This window comes from Parabacteroides merdae ATCC 43184 (genome assembly GCF_025151215.1).
GTDB classification, from domain to species: Bacteria; Bacteroidota; Bacteroidia; order Bacteroidales; family Tannerellaceae; genus Parabacteroides; species Parabacteroides merdae.
Window position 1 is genome coordinate 1,327,582 of the sequence record NZ_CP102286.1, and the last position, 21,446, is coordinate 1,349,027.

The 21,446-nt window shown below is 45.7% G+C and carries 14 protein-coding genes, 3 tRNA genes and 1 pseudogene; 15 read left to right on the forward strand and 3 right to left on the reverse strand.

Going from position 1 to position 21,446, the window contains the following annotated elements:
* Window positions 1-17 precede the first annotated feature (17 nt).
* The gene (locus NQ542_RS05405) at window positions 18-1,331 is read left to right on the forward strand and encodes a Na+/H+ antiporter NhaC family protein (protein ID WP_005638014.1); all 1,314 of its coding nucleotides are present in this window, start codon (window positions 18-20) and stop codon (window positions 1,329-1,331) included.
* On the opposite strand, the gene NQ542_RS17845 is transcribed toward NQ542_RS05405, so the two are convergent.
* Window positions 1,328-1,543, reverse strand: a complete 216-nt coding sequence (locus NQ542_RS17845; protein ID WP_005638016.1) for a hypothetical protein — start codon at window positions 1,541-1,543, stop codon at window positions 1,328-1,330. The genes NQ542_RS05405 and NQ542_RS17845 overlap by 4 nt on opposite strands.
* Window positions 1,544-1,992: 449 nt before the next feature.
* Here NQ542_RS17845 and NQ542_RS05410 point away from each other — a divergent pair, with 449 nt between their 5' ends.
* The 9 genes from NQ542_RS05410 (at window position 1,993) to NQ542_RS05450 (ending at window position 10,748) form a co-directional block, all read left to right on the forward strand.
* On the forward strand, window positions 1,993-3,294 hold the full coding sequence (locus NQ542_RS05410) for a phenylacetate--CoA ligase family protein (protein WP_005648961.1): 1,302 nt from the start codon (window positions 1,993-1,995) through the stop codon (window positions 3,292-3,294).
* A gap of 34 nt (window positions 3,295-3,328) precedes the next feature.
* The gene (locus NQ542_RS05415; protein ID WP_005638024.1) at window positions 3,329-3,754 is read left to right on the forward strand and encodes a hypothetical protein; all 426 of its coding nucleotides are present in this window, start codon (window positions 3,329-3,331) and stop codon (window positions 3,752-3,754) included.
* Between the two features lie 13 nt (window positions 3,755-3,767).
* A complete protein-coding gene (locus NQ542_RS05420; RefSeq protein WP_005638026.1) occupies window positions 3,768-3,908 on the forward strand; it encodes a symporter small accessory protein in 141 nt (46 codons plus the stop codon).
* Window positions 3,905-5,461 carry a sodium:solute symporter family protein gene (locus NQ542_RS05425; RefSeq protein WP_005638028.1) on the forward strand — a complete coding sequence of 519 codons (1,557 nt, stop codon included), beginning with the start codon at window positions 3,905-3,907 and terminating at the stop codon, window positions 5,459-5,461. Before NQ542_RS05420 ends, NQ542_RS05425 begins: the two co-directional genes overlap by 4 nt.
* A gap of 319 nt (window positions 5,462-5,780) precedes the next feature.
* Complete coding sequence (gene htpG, locus NQ542_RS05430) at window positions 5,781-7,832, forward strand: molecular chaperone HtpG (RefSeq protein WP_005638030.1); 2,052 nt, start codon at window positions 5,781-5,783, stop codon at window positions 7,830-7,832.
* Between the two features lie 229 nt (window positions 7,833-8,061).
* Window positions 8,062-10,377 carry a patatin-like phospholipase family protein gene (locus tag NQ542_RS05435; RefSeq protein WP_005638032.1) on the forward strand — a complete coding sequence of 772 codons (2,316 nt, stop codon included), beginning with the start codon at window positions 8,062-8,064 and terminating at the stop codon, window positions 10,375-10,377.
* Window positions 10,378-10,452: 75 nt separating this feature from the next.
* Window positions 10,453-10,529, forward strand: a tRNA-Arg gene (locus tag NQ542_RS05440).
* Window positions 10,530-10,562: 33 nt separating this feature from the next.
* Window positions 10,563-10,639 (forward strand) — tRNA-Arg (locus NQ542_RS05445).
* 35 nt (window positions 10,640-10,674) lie between these two features.
* Window positions 10,675-10,748, forward strand: a tRNA-Arg gene (locus NQ542_RS05450).
* A gap of 49 nt (window positions 10,749-10,797) precedes the next feature.
* Here NQ542_RS05450 and NQ542_RS05455 read toward each other — a convergent pair.
* Window positions 10,798-10,977: a hypothetical protein gene (locus tag NQ542_RS05455; protein WP_147295488.1), complete on the reverse strand. Its 180-nt coding sequence runs from the start codon at window positions 10,975-10,977 to the stop codon at window positions 10,798-10,800.
* Between the two features lie 572 nt (window positions 10,978-11,549).
* On the opposite strand from NQ542_RS05455, the gene NQ542_RS05460 reads away from it, so the two are divergent.
* From NQ542_RS05460 to NQ542_RS05470, 3 genes are all read left to right on the forward strand, one after another.
* Window positions 11,550-12,605 (forward strand): Gfo/Idh/MocA family oxidoreductase, encoded by a 1,056-nt coding sequence (locus NQ542_RS05460; protein ID WP_005638038.1) that lies wholly within the window; start codon window positions 11,550-11,552, stop codon window positions 12,603-12,605.
* A 108-nt stretch (window positions 12,606-12,713) separates the two neighbouring features.
* On the forward strand, window positions 12,714-13,994 hold the full coding sequence (glyA, locus tag NQ542_RS05465) for a serine hydroxymethyltransferase (RefSeq protein ID WP_005638041.1): 1,281 nt from the start codon (window positions 12,714-12,716) through the stop codon (window positions 13,992-13,994).
* A 116-nt stretch (window positions 13,995-14,110) separates the two neighbouring features.
* Window positions 14,111-16,459 (forward strand): family 20 glycosylhydrolase, encoded by a 2,349-nt coding sequence (locus NQ542_RS05470; RefSeq protein ID WP_005638045.1) that lies wholly within the window; start codon window positions 14,111-14,113, stop codon window positions 16,457-16,459.
* Window positions 16,460-16,604: 145 nt separating this feature from the next.
* Here the strand turns inward: NQ542_RS05470 and NQ542_RS05475 are convergent, their stop codons facing one another.
* Entirely contained in the window at window positions 16,605-19,055 is a 2,451-nt protein-coding gene (locus NQ542_RS05475) for an alpha-L-arabinofuranosidase C-terminal domain-containing protein (RefSeq protein ID WP_005638048.1), read from the reverse strand.
* Window positions 19,056-19,255: 200 nt separating this feature from the next.
* Between NQ542_RS05475 and NQ542_RS05480 the strand changes: the two genes are divergently transcribed.
* Window positions 19,256-20,374, forward strand: coding sequence for a hybrid sensor histidine kinase/response regulator (locus tag NQ542_RS05480; RefSeq protein ID WP_005638052.1), 1,119 nt, complete (start codon window positions 19,256-19,258; stop codon window positions 20,372-20,374).
* Window positions 20,375-20,380: 6 nt separating this feature from the next.
* Window positions 20,381-21,244: pseudogene (locus tag NQ542_RS05485) on the forward strand (transposase); the annotation flags it as partial.
* Between the last annotated feature and the right edge of the window lie 202 nt (window positions 21,245-21,446).

Here is a 21,446-nt window from a genome sequence, read left to right on the forward strand (position 1 = left end):
ATGCGGTTTAATTAAGAATGACAGATCTGAACAGTTCACGTTTACACCATGCCCCTAATCCTTGGGCACTGACACCTTTGGTTGTTTTTTTATTGTCTTACCTTGTAGTGTCCATCATCGCAGGCGATTTCTATAAGATGCCTATTACCGTAGCCTTTGTTATCGCCTCAGTTGTTGCCATCGCCATGTCCAAAGGGGGTAAGATCAGCAATCGGATCGAGCAATTCTGCCGGGGGGCAGCCAACAGCAATATCATGCTGATGGTATTGATCTTCATTCTTGCCGGTGCTTTCGCCCAAACAGCCAAAGCGATGGGAGCAGTCGATGCTACCGTGAATCTGGCCATGTCCATCCTACCTGGCAATTTGTTGGCAGCCGGAATATTCCTTGCTGCCTGTTTCATTTCCATTTCTGTCGGGACATCTGTCGGAACAATCGTTGCCTTGGCTCCTGTTGCCGTAGGAATCGCCGACAAAACCGGAATGCCAGATGCCCTGATGCTGGGTGTCGTAGTAAGCGGAGCCATGTTTGGAGACAACCTGTCTTTCATATCGGATACCACTATCGTCGCCACCCGCACACAAGGTTGTAATATGAACGACAAGTTCAAAGTGAATATTCGAATTGCTCTGCCGATCGCCATCCTGACCGGTCTTCTCTATGTGCTGATCGGGAGTGGGGTCGGGAGCGGATATGAAACAGGGCCGATCGAATGGATCAAGGTCCTGCCCTACCTAGTTGTCCTGGTAACAGCTATCTGCGGTGTGAATGTCATGATGGTCCTAATAGCCGGGATCATTCTTTCCGGTATCGTCGGATTGCTTACAGGCGGATTCGATATCTGGGGATGGAATGCATCAATGGGGTTAGGCATCACAAATATGGGTGAACTTATCATCGTGACTTTATTGGCCGGTGGAATGCTGGAAATGATACGATATAACGGAGGTATCGATTGGATCATCTTGAAACTCACTTCCCGCATTCGTTCCACCAAAGGAGCCGAAGGGAGTATTGCCGCACTAATCAGCTTTGCAAATCTTTGCACCGCAAACAATACCATCGCTTTGATCATGGCAGGCCCAATAGCCAAAGATATTGCCGATCGTTTTAAAATCGATCCGAGACGCAGTGCCAGTCTGCTGGACATTTTTTCCTGCTTCGTACAGGGTATCATCCCTTACGGCGCGCAATTATTGATGGCGGCAGGTTTAGGGCATGTCTCTCCCATCGAGATCATGCAGTATTTATATTATCCTTATTTGTTGGGTGTCGGAGCTTTGCTGGCTATCACATTCAATTATCCCCGTAAATATGCGGGAGACTGTTAAGACAGGAGAAATGGGCGAATGAAGGTTATTTTAATCAGAAACAGTGCATAAAATCTCCTCAAACAAGGCAGATAAACAGCTCCACATCCCCGTCCCGGTTTCACGAAGATCCGGGTCTCCACCTCCTCCACACCCGGATCTCCCATGCCCTTCCACCCGGGTCTGAAGAAACTTTTCAAGTTGTTTTTGGTAAAAGAACAGCTTGTCTTCATGAAAAAACGAGCCTATTTAATCTATTTTGTATCAGCTTCAGAACATATCTGAAATTTGACGGGATATTGATATACAATGCTTTATTGCTTTTGCCCATGATAGTTATGATAGATGAATGATAGTTGAAAACAGGAACTATCATAGAATAATATACTGTTTTACAGGTATATAAATTCAATTATGATAGTATGATAGTTGTTTTGCACAAAACGCAAGTTCTTTGTTACCCAGCCTTATTGAACATTGTCCTTTTAATAGTTTTTACTCTGTTTACCGTCCCTTCGAGTAAGGCATTACTGTAGTTTGTGTCAACAGCCGCCTGTACCGCTGCCTTGTCGGCCTCTATGTTGTATACGAATCTGACCGGGCTGATCTTTGATTTCTCCAAAATTAACAATACATTTGCAGTCTAATTTCATGAATCAAACACATTATAATGCAAAAAACGATGGAATATTGGCAGAAAGATATTGAAACCATGAATCGCGAAGATTTGAAAAAGCTACAGTTTGAGCGATTGAGAAAAACAATTGAAGCAGCCGGAAATTCTCCTTTCTACAGCAAAGTTTTCAAAGAAAACGGCATCACAGCCGACAGTATACAATCACTGGACGATTTGCAAAAGATTCCTTTTACGACGAAAGACGACCTTCGCAACAATTATCCGTACGGCATGGCGGCTATTCCTATCAAGGACTGTGTCCGTATCCATTCATCGAGCGGCACGACAGGTAACCCAACAGTCGTATTGCATTCGGCCAAAGACTTGGACCAATGGGCTAACCAGGTGGCACGCTGTATGTATATGGTAGGCATTCGCGACACAGACGTATTCCAGAACACTTCCGGTTACGGAATGTTTACCGGAGGATTGGGATTCCAATACGGAGCTGAAAAATTAGGTTGCCTGACCGTACCGGCAGCAGCAGGAAATACCAAGCGGCAGATCAAGTTCATTACGGATTTTGGGACGACTTGCCTCCATATCATTCCCAGCTATGCTACTCGCCTGGCGGAAGTGATGTATGAAATGGGCCTCGATCCTCGTCGCGACACCAAACTGCACACCGTTTGTATCGGTGCTGAGCCTCACTCGGAAGAACAACGCCGCCGGATCGAACAATTGTTAGGCGTAAAAGCATACAATTGTTTCGGAATGTCAGAGATGAACGGCCCCGGCGTCGCATTCGAATGTACGGAACAGAACGGGCTCCATATCTGGGAAGATAATGTAATCGTAGAAATTATCGATCCAGTCACACTGCAACCGGTAAAAGAAGGTGAAGTCGGCGAAATGGTCCTGACGACCATCAACCGAGAGGCAATGCCTTTGCTCCGTTATCGTACCCGTGACCTGACCTGTGTCCTTCCGGGTGAATGTCCCTGCGGACGAACGCACAAACGCCTTGCACGTTTCAAAGGCCGTAGCGACGACATGATCATATTGAAAGGGGTCAACCTCTTCCCTATCCAGATCGAAAAGATACTGATGCAGTTTAAAGAACTGGGTAGCAATTATCTAATTACAATCGAAACGGTAGGAAACAATGACGAGATGCTGATTGAAGTGGAATTGAGCGACCTGTTTACCGACGATTACAGCGTTTTACAACGCTTGACAAAGGAAATCACCCGCCAGCTGAAAGACGAGCTGCTTCTGACTCCCCATCTCAAACTGGTCGCCAAAGGCTCCCTGCCGGTACAGGATGGAAAAGCTGTCCGGGTGAAAGACTTGCGTAAACTTTGCTGAACTCATAATTCATAAATCTAAAATCATAATCAACATGACAGTCAATCAGATTTCTATTTTTCTGGAAAACAAATACGGTAAATTAAGCGAAATCCTCGCTTTGCTGGCCGAAGAGAAGATACGAATCATTGCCGTAACGGTAGCAGACACATCCGAATACGGTATTCTGCGCATTATAGTCAGCGATCCGCAAAAGGCTTATAAAATCCTGAAAGGCAACAATGTCAGTGCAAACCTGACCGATGTGCTGGCAATCGTCACAAACTCCTGTGCAGGCAGTTTTGCCCAGACTTTGTCTTGTTTCACGAAAGCCGGTGTCAGTATCGAATATATGTATTGCTTCTCAGCCAATGAGAAATCAATTTTGATCTTACGGACGAATAACCGGGAAGCCGCTCGCGAAGTGATCCGTCGTCAGAATCTGGAATATATTTGTGAAAGTGATTTGATCAAATTATAAACAACAACAATACATGTTCGGAATAAGCGACCCTGGCATCTGGCTGGCCTACCTGTTAGCCCTCGTCTGCCTGTTTTATTCCATCTGGTTCGGAATAACCCATTGGAATAAAGACGACGAGGAGAGTACTAACCCACAACAGCCGGAAAAATGAGCACACTGACTTTAGGTATCGTAGTAATTATCTATATGTTCATCCTGGCTTGGCTGGGATATATCGGATACAAACAAACGAAAAATGCTAGCGATTATTTGCTGGGGGGACGGAAAGTAAATCCTGTTATCATGGCCCTTTCATACGGGGCAACCTTTATTTCCGCATCGGCCATTGTCGGTTTCGGAGGGGTTGCGGCCACGTTCGGTATGGGAATCCAATGGCTTTGCTTGTTGAATATGTTTATGGGCGTTGTCATCGCTTTTATCATATTCGGGCGGAACACCCGTAAGTTAGGCGAAAAGTACAATGCCCGCACATTCCCGCAATTATTGGGGTTGCACTATAATTCGCGTGCCATACAGATATTTATTGCCGCCATCATCTTTATCGGCATGCCTTTGTATGCAGCAGTCGTAATGAAAGGAGGTGCAGTGTTCATCGAACAGATGTTCCACATAGACTTGCATCTGGCACTGCTTATTTTCACGCTTATAGTAGCGGCCTATGTTATCACGGGAGGTATTAAAGGCGTGTTATATACGGATGCTTTGCAAGCCGTCATCATGTTCGCCTGCATGCTGTTCTTGCTATTCTGGTTCTATCGGGTGATGGATATGGGCTTTATCGAAGCCAACCGGAAACTGACGGAAATCGCCCCGCTTGTTCCTGAACGGTTTAAGGAGGTAGGACACCAAGGATGGACAGCCATGCCTGTGACTGGGTCTCCGCAATGGTACACCCTCGTAACCTCGCTGATCTTGGGAGTCGGCATCGGTTGCCTTGCCCAACCTCAGTTGGTCGTACGTTTTATGATGGTGGAAAGCACCAAGCAATTGAACCGGGGCGTTCTGATCGGTTGTGTTTTTCTGATCGTGACCGTCGGAGCCATTTATCATGTCGGGGCATTATCGAACCTCTTTTTCCTGAAAACAGAAGGCGTGGTTGCATCGGAAGCCATCAAGGATATGGATAAGATTATCCCGCTGTTTATCGACCGGGCAATGCCGGAATGGTTCAGTGCCGTTTTCATGCTCTGTATCTTGTCGGCAAGTATGTCTACGCTCAGCGCCCAGTTCCACACGATGGGAGCTTCTTTCGGGGCAGACATATTCCCTAAACTGGGACATCGAAAGAATGCCAACTCGACGATGGGTGTACGCATCGGAGTACTTTGCTCCATTCTGGTAAGTTATATAATCTGTTATACGCTGAGCGCAGGAGTCATAGCACGCGGGACAGCCCTGTTCATGGGGATTTGTGCCGCCACTTTTCTCCCGGCCTACTTCTGTTCCCTTTTCTGGAAAAAGGCGACCAAGGAAGGAGCACTGGCTAGTTTATGGACGGGGGCACTGGCAAGTTTGTTTGCCATGCTGTTTCTTCACAAGGCGGAAGCCGGAGCAGTCGGCTTATGCAATATGCTGTCTGGACGTGATGTTTTGATCGATATCTATCCCTGGTTCGCCATCGATCCGATCCTGTTCGCATTGCCTTTATCCACCGTTGCGATGGTTCTCACAAGCCTAATAACGTATAAAAAGCAAGAGATCTGAAGATATTAGATTTTATTAAAACCAAAAGAACAAAATTTAATATTTTATCTATTGACAATTATAGAAGTATCCGTACATTTGCAATGTGGTTTTTTCATAATAGTATTAGATTTAAGGTTAACAAAGTTGGTTAGGGGTTGTCGTGAGACAGCCTTTAATTTTTTATATACATTCCACTTCTTTCCCTCTCCATACTGATAACTTGTCAGTCAAAATGTCATTTTGTTTGTTTGGCATTGTTTTTGTAACTGAACATTGCGTAAATAATTATAGTTATAGGAAACAATAAGTATAACATCAAAATATTTTATATCGGATTATGGCAAAACAAGGAAACATCGGTGTTACGAGTGAGAACATCTTCCCTATCATCAAAAAGTTTTTATATAGTGATCACGAAATTTTTCTTCGTGAATTGGTATCTAACGCAGTTGATGCAACACAGAAGTTGAAAACACTGGCTTCTGTCGGCGAGTTCAAAGGAGAACTGGGAGATTTGACCGTACATGTCAGCTTCGATAGCAATACGATCAAAATCTCCGACCGCGGTATCGGTATGACTGCCGAAGAGATTGACAAATATATCAATCAGATCGCCTTCTCCGGCGCAGAAGAGTTCGTTGAAAAATACAAGAACGACGCAGCCGCCATCATCGGCCACTTCGGACTTGGTTTCTATTCTTCTTTTATGGTTTCCAAGAAAGTGGAGATCGTCACCAAATCGTATAAAGAAGGAGCCGTTCCTATGAAATGGAGCTGCGACGGCACACCCGAATACACATTGGAAGAGACGGAAAAAGAAGATCGCGGAACAGACATCATCCTGTATATTGACGACGAGAACAAAGATTTCCTGAACAAAGACAAGATCAACAGCCTGTTGACTAAGTACTGCCGTTACCTGCCAGTTCCCATCGCATTCGGAAAGAAGCAGGAATGGAAAGACGGCAAATATGTCGATACCGACGAAGACAATATCATCAACGATATCCAACCGGCATGGGTTCGTAAGCCGACCGATATGACAGATGAAGATTATAAGAAATTCTATCAGGATCTGTATCCGATGTCCGACGAACCTCTGTTCTGGATTCATCTGAATGTGGATTACCCGTTCCATCTGACCGGTATCCTGTATTTCCCGCGCATCAAGAGCAACATCGATCTGCATCGCAATAAGATCCAATTATACTGCAACCAAGTGTTCGTCACCGATTCGGTTGAAGGTATCGTTCCTGAATTCCTGACATTGCTGCACGGTGTGCTCGATTCTCCGGATATACCGCTGAACGTGTCCCGTTCTTACCTACAGAGCGACCAGAACGTGAAAAAGATCTCCAACCACATTATGAAAAAGGTGGCAGATCGCCTGGAAGAAATGTTCAAGAACGACCGTCCTCAATTTGAAGAAAAGTGGGACAGCCTGAAACTTTTCATCCAGTACGGAATGTTGAGCGAAGAAAAATTTTACGATCGGGCAGCCAAGTTCGCCCTATTGAAGGATGTAGACGGCAAATATTACACATTCGAAGAGTACAAAGCCCTGACGGAAGCCAACCAGACAGACAAGGAAGGCAACCTGATCTACTTGTACACAACAAATGCCAATGACCAGTACAGCTATATCCAGGCTGCAAAAGACAAAGCCTACAGCGTGCTGATCATGGATGGTCAGCTGGATGTCCATGCTATAAGCCAGATGGAACAGAAGTTCGAAAAAACACGCTTCGTCCGTGTGGATAGCGACACGATCGACAATCTGATCCGCAAGGACAATGTCAACAAGGTAACACTGAATGAGGACGAAAAAAATGCTCTGCAGGAGATGTTCAAAAGCCAGTTACCGAAGATCGAGAAGACAGATTTCATTGTCACATTCGAGGCGTTGGGAGAAAACTCAAACCCGGTCATGCTGACACAAAGCGAATATATGCGCCGTATGCGCGAAATGTCTGCCATGCAACCAGGTATGTCGTTTTATGGAGAACTGCCGGATAACTACAATCTGGTGCTGAACACAGACCACGAACTGGTTAAGAAAATCCTGAGCGAAGAAGAAGCGGCTTGTGCCGAAAAGCTGAATCCGATCCTTTCTGACCTGAAAGGCTGGAAAGCCCGCCAGTCCGACTTGCGCGAAGCCCAGAGCAAGAAGAAAGAAGAAGAAATCACTTCTGAAGAGAAGGAAGATATGACGAATACGAACAAAAAGATTGACGAACTGGTAGAACAGCGCAACAGCATCCTGTCTGAATATGCTGGTGGAAATAAACTGGTCAGCCAGTTAATCGACCTTGCCCTGTTGGCAAACGGTATGTTGAAAGGTGAAGCATTGAGCCAATTCATCAAACGCAGCGTTCAGATGATCGGTTAAACCGAAGCCGGAAAAAATAGCAAAAGGGTGTCAAAGTCCCCATTCCCGCACTTGATATGGGAATGGAAAGTTTGACACCCTTTCTTATTTTGACCAACGGCCGACACCAAGTTTCTTCGCAAGATTAACAAAACGAACTAATTTTATGTTGTATTTTATATATCTCAAACTCTTGTATTCTGAGAAATAACGACTACATTTGAATTCATTAAGCAGAGAAGATACAAGTATGAAAAAAATAGCTGTACTGACAGCCCTGTTGTTTGCGGCCTTACAAATAGGATATGCCCAGAAAGTAGGCTTGGTTCTGAGCGGTGGCGGTGCGAAAGGTGCCGCCCATATTGGGGTAATCAAAGCTCTGGAAGAAAACGGAATACCTATTGATTACATAACGGGAACATCTGCCGGCGCGATCGTCGGTAGTCTCTATGCAATGGGATATACACCCGAAGAAATGGTTGAACTGATGCTCTCCGAGGAGTTCAGCTACTGGCAAACCGGAACGGTGGAAAACGAATACAAATATTATTTCAAACGCCCCGACCCGACACCGGAATTCGGACACTTTTCCATAGACATGACCGATTCGTTACAAGTGAAAGCTAGTTTCCTTCCACAAAGTCTGATCAATCCGATCCAGATGAATCAGGCGTTTATGGCCCTGTTTTCACAAGCGACAGCAAAAGCCGGCTGGAATTTCGACAATCTCTTTGTCCCATTCCGTTGCGTGGCCTCGGATATCTACAGCAAAAAAGCTATTATCTTCAAAAATGGAGATCTCGGAGACGCTGTCCGTGCATCAATGACATTCCCCTTCTTTTTCCAGCCGATCTGGAAAGATAGCGTCCCCATTTTCGACGGCGGTATCTACGACAATTTCCCGGTAGGCCCGATGAAGGAGGCTTTCCATCCGGACTTCATCTTCGGTTCGACTGTGGCAGGCGGTAACAACAAACCTTCGTCCAATCCTTATAACCAGCTTGAAACAATGATCATGCAGAAAACGGAATACGACGTACCCGAAGACGAAGGTATGATGATAAAATTTAGCTTCCCTACCGTCTCCCTGCTCGATTTTCAAAAAGCACGGGATTTGATGAATATTGGCTATAAACGGACGATGGCGATGATCGACTCCATCAAGGCGCGTGTCCCCCGGCGTGTGGAACTAAGCGAAGTCAACAAACGCCGTGCGGCCTATAAGCAAGGCCTACCTCCGCTGATTTTCCAGAATATATATGTGACAGGCGTAAATGAATCGCAAAAGAAATATATTGAATCTCAACTCCATCGTGATATCAATCATGAGTTCTCCATGGAAGAGTTCAAGCGTGCTTATTTCAAAATGCTAACCTATTCCAAGATTAAAGAGATATTGCCCCATGCCGTTTATAATCGGAAGGAAAAGAAGTTCGACCTGTATCTTGATGTCAAAATGAAGGAAGAAATCACGGTTGGATTCGGAGGCAACGTCTCCTCCTACCAGGCCAACCAACTGTTTCTCGGACTGGGATACCAGTATTTGAGACGATATGCCGCCGATGTAAACGCCAACTTCCAGGTCGGCAACTCGTTCAGCGGCGTGATGTTGAACGGCCGTATCTATTTGCAGACGAGAATACCGACCTACCTGAATTGGCAAGGCGTATTCTCAGACAAAAAATACTCCGAAAGCCAGTCTTTGTTCTACGAAGACGTACTACCGGCTTTCATCCACCAGAAAGAATTGTACACGAAGGTCAAGTTAGGATTCCCATTCCTGAATCGTGCCAAAGCCGAGATCGGTTTTGCTTATGGCCGGCTGAATGATTATTATTTCCAGACCTCCAACATGACATTCCCGAACGCGACCACCGATCATAGCAGGTATGATCTGTTTGCCGGTTCGCTCAGCATCGAGCGTAACTCACTGGATTATAAACAATATCCGATCTCCGGGCGAAAACAATTCTTAGTGGCACAATATGTAACGGGTACAGAAAAGTATATGCCGTCTCCCATTACAGATATGGGCTCATTCGACCGGAAAGTCCATAGCTGGCTGCAAATGAAAGGTGAATGGGAACAGTACAAGACGATCAGTCCATATTTCAACCTCGGTTTTATGAGTGAACTAGTGCTCTCCAGCAAGAATCTGATGAACAACTATACGGCTTCCGTTTTGCAAGCACCAGCCTTCACACCGACGCCACATAGCCAGATTGTCTTCAACGAGGCGTTCCGCGCCAACCAATACGTGGCATTCGGTTTGTCACCGATCTTGAAATTCAGCAAGCTGCTGCACTTTCGCCTCGACATGTACGGTTTCGCACCATTATACGAAATAAAAAAAGAAGAAGTATGGAACAATAACACATACACGGCAATCCCCTATTACGGGAAATTCCTTCATTCTTTTAAATATATGGGAGAAGCAGCCCTTGTTTTACAACTGCCTTTCGCTAGCATCAGCCTGTATGCAAACGGATACAGCTATCCAGCTAAAAATTTTAATTTTGGCTTGAATATTGGTTATCTGATATTTAACCCAAAGATGCTTGATTAGTCAAAAAAAAGATACCGAAAAGGCTTGCGAATATAAAAGAAAGTGCTACCTTTGCACTCGCAATCACGAAATAATGGCCGCGTAGCTCAACTGAATAGAGTAGCTGACTACGGATCAGCCGGTTACAGGTTTGAATCCTGTCGCGGTCACCATTTCAAGATGAAGTTTAAACGAAAATGAAGATTGGCCGCGTAGCTCAACTGAATAGAGTAGCTGACTACGGATCAGCCGGTTACAGGTTTGAATCCTGTCGCGGTCACCATTTTAAGATAAAGTTTAAACGAAAATATAAAGATTGGCCGCGTAGCTCAACTGAATAGAGTAGCTGACTACGGATCAGCCGGTTACAGGTTTGAATCCTGTCGCGGTCACAAAAAAGAGAATGTTATTAATTAACATTCTCTTTTTGTTTTTGAAAAATCATAAAAGTTCACTCTGCCCTTCACTATTTCCTGTTCCTGCATTCTTTTGCGCATCCATAAACTCCTGATGCAATTCATAGAGCAAGTCGATATCTTGTATGTCTTTCACCCCCAATATTTCCTGCATTAAGGCAACCTTCCCGTTTTCAGCGTCCGTGTACGACATCATACTTTTCATGTTTTTTAGATTATTTGAATTTATATTCTTCATATACCTCAACTAAACAGTCTTGTTTTTTACATTGTTCACAAACTGCTGATATTTTTTCACTTCAATTATTCTGCTGTCACTCTGAGTAGAAATATCAAATTAGCAATGTCTCAATTTTCTTACGGGAAGAATAAGGAACTGGCTTTGCATAACCTATTCTGAGTATCAAGACTGGGAATTCCCTATTGATCGGCAACCTATCTTGTAAGGCAGAAGCTAACGTCGTAATCTCACATGGCTGATTCAGAAATGCATAAGAAATCCCAATCTCGGCAGCTTTCAATAAAAACGTGAGAGTTCACCTTACGTCAATACATTCTTTAAACGTATTCTGTAGCTACGATTTGTCTGCCGTTTCTCTATTTGGTAGAATAAAATATCTTCAATCATAATAGCATTATCAGCAATGCGAAATTTCCAAGGTTGCGTGTTATGTCCCGAAGGCATTAGAAACATAACTCGCTATTTGTTTTCTGTAAAAATCGTAAGCCATCGTAATCGATAAATTCATATCTTCGCAAAAATAAACTTTCATAAAAATGGAAAAGATAAAAACAGGATTGGCAGCCTTCGGCATGTCTGGACAAATATTCCACGCCCCATTTATCAGTACAAACCCAGCTTTCTGCCTGACAGCAATCACGGAGCGCAATAAGAATCTGTCGAAAGAGCGTTATCCTTCAGCCCGTATTGTGCGCAGTTTTGAAGAGCTCGTTGCTTTGGATGAGCTGGAACTGGTCGTTATCAATACGCCAGACAGTACGCATTACGAGTATACACGGAAAGCACTGGAGGCAGGAAAAAATGTGATTGTCGAAAAACCTTTCACGGCAACAGCAGAGCAAGGACAGGAATTAGTCGACCTCGCTCGGTCCAAAGGCCTGGCTATAAGCGTATATCAGAACAGGCGTTGGGATTCGGATTTCCTTACAGTTCGGGAAATACTGAATAAAGGGCTGTTGGGACGTCTTGTTGAGTTCGAGTCAACTTTCCCTCGCTATCGCAACTTTATAAAACCGGGAACATGGAAGGAAACCGGAGAGTTGGGCGGCGGCTTGACCTATAACCTAGGGGCTCATATAATCGACCAAGCTGTTCAATTGTTAGGTGTGCCAGATGCGGTTTTCGCCGATATCGACACCATTCGTACAGGCGGCATGGTAGATGATTATTTCGTGATCCATCTACTTCGTCCGTCTAAGGCGCCACGTGTCAAAGTCACCCTGAAATCCAGCTATCTGATGTGCGAACCAGAACCCCGTTTCATCTTACACGGTACGGAAGGCTCATTCGTCAAATACGGCCTGGACCGTCAGGAAGCGGATCTGAATGACGGACAAATGCCCGGTACTCCCTACTGGGGAGTTGAAGACGAAAGTACCTGGGGACTTCTTCACACAGAGAAAGACGGCAACGTCGTCCATTACAAATATCCCAGTCTTGCCGGAAATTATGCAGGATTTTACGACAACATCTACCGTCATCTCCGCCACGGAGAACCGCTCTTGACGGATGCCGCCGACGTATTGCTTGTCATCCGCCTGATCGAGGCAGCCTGGAAAAGCAGTAAAGAAGGAAATGTGGTGAAGTTATAAGGATATTTCGATATTATTTATCCCTGCTATAGATTTTTTATCGTAAATTTGCCAACGATCCCCCCAAAAGAAGAAGGGGACTCATTGCAATAACCAATTTTACATGTAATGAAAAGAGACAATATCATTTTCGACATCATTGAGAAGGAACATCAGCGCCAACTGAAAGGTATTGAACTGATTGCTTCCGAAAACTTTGTCAGCGACCAGGTGATGCAAGCCATGGGTAGCTGTCTGACCAACAAATACGCAGAAGGATATCCCGGTAAGCGCTATTATGGAGGTTGCGAAGTAGTAGACCAGAGCGAAACTATCGCCATCGAACGGTTGAAACAGATTTTCAATGCAGAGTGGGCCAACGTACAACCGCATTCAGGAGCACAGGCTAACGCAGCCGTATTTCTGGCAGTCCTGAATCCCGGCGATACATTCTTAGGCCTAAACCTGGCACACGGTGGCCACCTTTCTCACGGTTCTCCTGTAAACAGTTCTGGTATTTTATACCACGCTACAGAATATAATGTAAAAGAAGACACCGGTCGTGTAGACTACGACCAGATGGAAGAAGTCGCTTTACGAGAAAAACCGAAATTGATCGTAGGTGGCGGTTCCGCTTATTCCCGTGAGTGGGACTACAAACGGATGCGTGAAATAGCCGACAAGGTCGGTGCCCTTCTGATGATCGATATGGCTCACCCTGCCGGACTGATCGCAGCCGGACTACTGAATAACCCGCTGGAATATGCCCATATTGTAACTTCCACAACCCACAAGACCTTGCGCGGTCCGCGTGGCGGCATCATCCTGTTAGGTAAGGATTTCGAGAATCCCTGGGGCAAGAAGACACCGAAGGGAGAGATCAAGAAGATGTCCCAACTGCTGGATTCCGCCGTATTCCCAGGCATACAGGGCGGTCCGCTGGAACACGTGATCGCCGCCAAAGCCGTGGCCTTCGGCGAAGCGCTGGAACCGGAATACAAGACCTACCAGGCTCAGGTAAAAGCCAATGCGGCTGCTATGGCAAAAGCATTCATGGACAAAGGTTACAAGATCATCTCCGACGGTACGGACAACCACAGCATGTTGATCGACCTGCGCAAGAAGTTCCCCGAACTGACCGGCAAGGTGGCAGAAAAGGCATTGGTAGCCGCCGATATCACCGTAAACAAGAATATGGTTCCGTTCGACAGCCGTTCGGCATTCCAGACTTCCGGCATCCGTGTCGGAACTCCGGCTATCACGACCCGCGGCGCTAAAGAACCGCTGATGGCCGAGATCGTCGAACTGATCGACACTGTACTGGCAGCACCCGAATGCGACAAGACTATCACGGCTGTTCGCGAAAAAGTGAACGGCATCATGAAGGAATATCCTATCTTCGCTTGGTAACACTATAGATTTATGATTTTTGATTTATGATTTATGCGGCACGGAAATAAATCGTAAATCAAAAATCATAAATTTCTTCCTTCTTTCTAAATCAATCAAATTACATAAATTCCAAAATGAAAACTTTTTTATCACTTTGTGCCGGCGCAGCATTTTGTATCCTTGCGTCGTGCAGCGAAGGGCCAACTAAACAGATGCCTTACAACCAGGGCATCAATGTAATCCCGACGCCGGTAAGCCTCGTCCAGAACGAGGGTAGTTTTAAACTAAGCAAAAACACAGCCTTCTCCGCCTCCACTCCGGAAGCTAAAACTGTTGCCGAATATTTTGCCGCCCAGATGAATCTTGCCACCGGTTACCAGATAACGGTCAGTGACAAGGCCGCCTCAAACGGCATTGCACTGGCGATCGACGAGGCACTGGATGTAAACGACGAAGGCTACACGCTGGATGTCACTCCGCAAGGCGTGACGGTTAAGGCTAAGACCCCGCAAGGCTTGTTCTACGGCATGCAAACGTTCATGCAGTTGCTTCCAGCCGAGATCCAAAGCCCGGCAGTCGTAAACGGTATCGCCTGGACTGCATCCTGCGTGACAGTGAAAGACGAACCGCGTTTCGAATATCGCGGCATCATGCTGGATCCTTGCCGTCATTTCATCCCGGTAGAGAACGTAAAGAAACATCTCGACGTATTAGCTTTGTTCAAGATCAACCGCATGCATTGGCATCTGACGGACGACCAGGGCTGGCGTATCGAAATCAAGAAATACCCAAAACTGACAGAAGTCGGTTCCAAACGCATAGATGGCGAAGGAACGGAATATAGCGGTTTTTATACGCAAGACCAAATCAAGGAAGTGGTAAAATATGCAGCAGACCGTTTTATCACGATCGTTCCTGAAATCGAACTTCCGGGACACGAGTTGGCTGCAATCTCCGCATATCCCGAATTGTCTTGCAAGGGCGAACCGACCACCCCGCGTATCATCTGGGGGGTAGAAGACATCGTATTGTGTGCCGGAAAGGAAAAACCGTTCGAGCTCCTGCAGGATGTTTTCGACGAAGTCGCACCTCTTTTCCCCGGCGAATATATCCATATCGGTGGTGACGAATGCCCGAAATCAAGCTGGAAAGAATGCCCGCTCTGCCAGAAGCGCATCCGCGAGGAAGGTCTGAAAGCCGACAAGAACCATTCTGCCGAAGAAAAGCTGCAGAGCTATTTCGTTCAGCGCATGGAGAAATACCTGTCCGAAAAGCATGGTAAAAAGATCATCGGATGGGATGAAATCCTCGAAGGCGGCCTCGCTCCTTCCGCAACCGTCATGTCTTGGCGTGGTGAAGAAGGCGGTATCGCTGCTGCAAACATGGGACATGAAGCGATCATGACTCCAGGAAGCGGTGGCATGTACATTGACCAATTCCAAGGTGATCCGAAGATCGAACCGGTTTCTATCGGCGGTTACGATCCGTTATCAAAAGTGTATGCATACAACCCGATACCCGATACTTTGGTCGCTACCGGAAAAGCTAATTTGATCAAGGGGGTACAAACAAACCTGTGGTCCGAATATATGTACAACACAGACCTGCTGGAATACCGCGCCTACCCGCGTGTGCTGGCATTGGCTGAAATCGGCTGGACTCCATTGGCACGCAAGGATTATAAAGACTTCGAACGTCGCTTGGATAATGCTTTGGTCCGTCTGGATGAACTGAACATCAACTACCATATCCCGCAACCGGAGCAACCGAACGGCTCATGCGATTTTGTCGCTTTCACCGACAAGGCTTCTCTGGAATTCAAGACTACCCGTCCGGTCAAGGTGGTTTATACGATCGACGGAACCGAACCGACTCCGGAATCAACCGCCTATTCCGCTCCGATCGAATTCACGGAATCCGGCGTTCTGAAGATCCGTTCCGTATTGCCTTCCGGCAAGATGAGTAAGACTCGTACGATCACGGTTGAAAAGCAAGCTTTGGCCCCCGCTAAAGAGGTTGCCAAAACTACTCCAGGATTGGAAATGCAAGTGACCGACGGCATGTTTTTGAATTCTTCCAAACTGGGAGACGTAAAAGAATGGAAGAAATCGGTTATCAAGGATTTGCGTGAAATCACCAGTGTTGTCAAGTCAAGCGAATCTATGCGCGGTGTCAAACAATATGCTGCCATAGCAACTGGTTACGTCAACATCCCTGAAGATGGCGTTTACTACATTTCTTCCGACAACGAAGAAGTATGGATCGACGGCAAATTGTTAGTGAACAATGCAGGTGAAGTGAAACGCTTCTCCCGCCACGACAGTTCGGCTGCATTGTCGAAAGGCTTGCATGAAATCAAGGTGGTATTCTTAGGACATATCATTGGCGGCTGGCCCTCAAACTGGAACGATGGCAGCGTGAAACTTCGCAAAGCCGACTCCGACAAGTTTGTCAAGATCACTCCTGAAATGTTAGTCCATTAATCAATGCGATACTAAACGGAAAAAGGCTGCTTCATTACTGAGGTAGCCTTTATTATTTCATCCGGCAGGCATCCGGCAGTCAATGGATCGGCATCGGTTGGACGCGCGACCGGCATCGGTTTTGAATCCGATGCCAGTCGCCCTGTCAGTCGATCTTCAATTTCATTATCGTAATCGAGTTGGGAGGGAAATTGTACACTTTGGAACCGCTCAACGAGAAGGATATTTCTTTTGTCTCCGGTACGACCACGCCGGGGTGGTCGTAAGTGTTACGCGCTTCGGGATCTCCTGTGAGCTGAATAATTTCCGCCGTATTTTTGACACTGACGCCTTGCAGGTTCAACTCCGTCTTCTCTTCGTGCTGAGTCGTATTGATCACCTTCAGTATAATCGTATGAGCCTCCTTATCCAACGCCGCAGTAGAAACCAATGAAGGTATGCCGGGAAGTATCGTCTCATGAACCAGCGTGTCATTCACAAAACAACCGATTTGTTCGCCTTTGCAAGCGATCTTCACGTTATACCAACGATTACTTTGGAACGGATAAAGAACAGGTGTACGTAACGTATCCCTCACACCTCCCGCCTGGCGATAGAACTCTACAACACCAGAACCAATCGTCAACCCGATATAGTCATTTCGTTCTCCAGACAGCCCGTTGTCACGCACACGGAATTGGACTTGCCCGCTCCCCTTCGTCCGCCTGATATCCGCCGAGAACGTATAGTCATAGGCAGACGGATCGCCTAAAAGGATATAGTTCCACCTGTTTGCAACCGGCGTCAACGTACCCTGTCCGACCGTCCAGCCTCCGGTCATGACAGCCCCTTCCGTAACCGGCGAATTGTCTATTTTCACCTCCTTGAATTCATAGCTGTTATCGAACATTTCGATACCGGCGCGTCCGAAGGTCACCTGGGGTTTCTGATAGGTGCGGACTTCGGTCTTCAGCACTTCGTCTCCCCTATTGCTGCTAAACATTTGCAACAGATAGTAAGAAGGAGAAAGAGCAATCTGTTCACCGTCAAAAAAGATGACCGGATAACGTTCTATTTTGTATTTTGTATTTCCCAAAACAGGGGCATAAGCCAAACACCTCACAATCTCCTGTCCGTTTTCTACCCCTGCAAGAAAGCAAGCCTCCCCAATAGCCGCCCGCAAACTTCCGGGAGCTGCCCCACCGGACAAGCCGAACTCTCCGATAAAGACAGGAGGCATCCGGCGCGTATACTGTCCGGCAACAAAACGGTTGTGATTAGAGATCAAAAATGATTCGCTCGAATAAAAATGAGTATCTGACCATTCATTTCTGTTCTTTCCTCTTATGTCGGAACTGCTTATCACCATAACCTCCGGATAAGCCTCTTGGATCGCTTTTTTAAACAACTCGAAACGCTTCGTATATTCTAGTCCGTAATTTTCACTGCCGATCTCCACATACTTCAAATCAAAAGGTTCCGGATGTCCGTGACTAGCTCGCAAAGTTCCCAGAATGGAATCGGCCGGTTCATTAGCATAAGCGATGGCATCCAAGGCATCTTGTACTAGTTTCCCCATTGCCGTTATGTCTTCATAACGCGGACGACGACTTTGATTGGTCACACCGCTATTAATGACATAGACCGGTTCAGCATCCAAATCTTCACACATCTGGAGATATTCATGATAGCCGATGCCGTTCGTCGTACCGTATGCCCACACATTCCAAAAATGTTTGCGTTCGGCAATGTCTCCTACGGTTTCACGCCAGACCGGATAGGTTCCCGCCGTATACCCTTCTACAAAACTTCCACCGGGGAAGCGAATGAAAGCAGGTTTCAATGCTGCAATCAGTTCCATCAGTTCCGGACGTAATCCATTCGGACGGCCTTTCCATGTATTTTGCGGAAACAGAGAAACAACATCCAGCCAGAAAACAGCCGAACTGTCAGTCGTTATCGTCAACACGGCTTTATTCGTATTCGAGGTTGCGGTAAAAGTGTGCTTGTACTTCCTCCACTCATAAGCTGGTGCTACCCGAAAAACTTCGCTTAGGGCCGTTTTTCCAGTAGAATCGGCCAAAGTCAGACTTACGGTCTTCGAAGCCATAGAGGCTCCTTTCATATAAAAAGACAAATCATATTTCTCACCTTTCCGAAGCGGTATTCCTCCATATCCTTCGGCAATGACACCTCCTTTTCCTGATTCGGCTGAAGCAGACACCGAAACCAGCAGAGAACGCCGGTTCTTGTCATTAATCAATTCCTTAGTATCGGGATACATATAAGACGTCGCAGAAAAGCAACGCCATCCCGGTACCGAATCAGAACGCAGGAAAGGAATAGTCCATCCATTCGGGGTAGTCAGAACCCGGCGGACAGGGTCGTACGGGCAATTCAAGGGAGGAACTCCATCTTCAAAGCTCCGGTTTTGTATAAGTTCCGCATAAATACCGCCATCCACCGCATGGTTGATTTCCTCAATGGTCAAACCATATAGTTCCTTGTTAACAGGGACTGTCAAACCATCTCCCTTTACCAGAATAGAGGAGGTTACAGGCATTTCCGGCTGACAGCTGGCTAATATGAGCGCTAAAAGAACTAAATTCGATTTCATGGTGCAAACTTAAATAATAATTTTAATAAAAAGCCCCATCTCATCCTATATCAAGCGTTTTAGTTGGACACATTTAATATATAAAAGAATTATTCTTCAGAAATGGAATTTATTTTAGGGGAAAAGACGATTATGTCGACAGAATTAAATACATTTGTATCATTGATAGTATTTGAATATCAAGAAAAGTACAGAATCAAATGGAAAACTTAGCATCACAATATACTGTATTAGTGGTGGACGATGTGCCAACTAACGTTATGCTTGTGCAAGCGATACTAAAAAAAGAAGGTTATACGCTACTGACGACAGATAGCGGAGCTAAAGCGCTACGCATTGCCCAAGAAAGGCATCCCAATCTTATTCTGCTTGATATTATGATGCCAGAGATGGACGGATACGAGGTACTGCAGCATTTGAAAAGCAATCCGGAAACCAACAACATCCCCGTCATTATCATGTCAGCTTTGAGCGATATGCAAAGTATCGTAAAAGGTTATCAGTTGGGAGCAACAGAATATGTAACAAAACCTTTCCAACGGGAAGAATTGGTGAAACGTGTCGCCCACCGTTACGAACTGTTCAGTATCAAACGTATCAAGCAGGAACTTGAAAATACAATCGAATCCCGCGACACGCTCTATTCCGTTATTGCACACGATTTACGCTCTCCGCTTGGTTCTTTGAAGATGATGAATAACGCCATCCTGATGATGGTCGATAAGAATCAGGTTAGCGATGAGGTATACGAAATGCTTCAGATGATGAACAAGACATCGGAAGAGATATTCCAGCTTCTCGACAACCTCTTGAAGTGGGCAAAGAATCGCCTGAACAAACAGAACATTTATAGACAACAAGTCGACATCAACAGCATAGTCAACAGCACTGCCGAGATATTTATTCCGATGGCTACCCAGAAAGGCATATCCATCATGCTTGAAGGTCTGGATAAAGAACTGATGGGATCGACAGACATTGATATGGTAAAAACTATCGTCCGTAACCTGATTTCCAACGCAGTCAAGTTCAGCTACGAAAAAGGTTTGATTACGGTATCAACCAAAACAGACGGGGATTTTGTCGTTGTCAGTGTAAAAGATTCTGGTAAAGGGATCAAAAAAGAAGATCAGGGTAAGCTGCTGAGGCCAAACACTCATTTTACTTCTTATGGGACAAATAACGAAAAGGGGTCTGGCTTGGGATTAATGCTGTGTAAAGACTTTGTCGAACAACTCGGTGGCAAGCTCTGGTTCGATTCCGAAGAAGGGAAAGGCACCACCTTCTATTTTTCCTTGAAAGTGTCAAATCAAGAATAATAAACGAAACTCCTTTGGGAAAGCATCGAATGGCTCTACAGCCATATATGCCGGCATTGCAGGGATCTCTGGGCATAAGGCGTCCGCGCAACAAATACAGGAATGTGGCGGAATCCTATCTGTCTTACTGCAAGAAAAGAAAGAGGAGAGCTTCAAGGACTAGAATGCTTAAGCGCCGTATGATCAAGCTTCTTGAAAAGCTCCTCAGTCAAAGGGATGGGATCCATAGCGAGTACGGTGCTTTACTCCGATATACACAGGATTACCAGAAGCGTCTTTCCATCATCAGAAAGGTGCTTGTATAGGAAAAGGAAATGTTTGAAGGGCGGAAAGTCAGTGACTGCATCGTCAGCATCGACCGTTATTATGTATGTCCCATCGTCAGAGGCAAGGAAACCAAGTCCGTCGAGTTCGGTGCAAAGGTCAATAATATACAGATAGACGGCATATCGTTCATTGAACACCTCTCGTTCAAGGCATTCAATGAGAGTATACGCTTGAAGGACTGTATCCATATGCAGCAGAAGCTGATGAATGTAAGGGTAAGATGTGTGGCTGCCGATTCCATATATGCCAATAATGCCAACAGAAAGTTCTATACAAAATATGGGATATCCACATCCTTTGTGCGCAAGGGAAGGGCGGCCCAAGATGAGCCTTTGAGGAAGGTGGCTTAGAAGCGAACTCTCAAAAGAAAGGGCCACCCGGCTTGAAGGAAGCTTCGGTACTCAAAAACAACACTACTCGCTCGCAAGGATAAAGGCAAGGAACAGAAAGACGGAAATCCTGTGGATTTTCTTCGGAATACATACGGCAAATGCCATACTGATGATAGACAGGATCAGGAACAGAACGGGGAAAGCTGCATGATATGAGTTTACTGAAAGAATCAGAAGAGGTCAGAAGACTTCTTCCGGAGCTTCATGTCTTGCCCGATAAGAGTATATGAGAATATACAAAAAAATGACAATAATAATGGCATATGAAGTGATTATACTCTATCATCTTCATATGCCATGGTATGATGTGGAGACATTTACTGAATATCCCTTTTTATTGCTTTTTACAATAA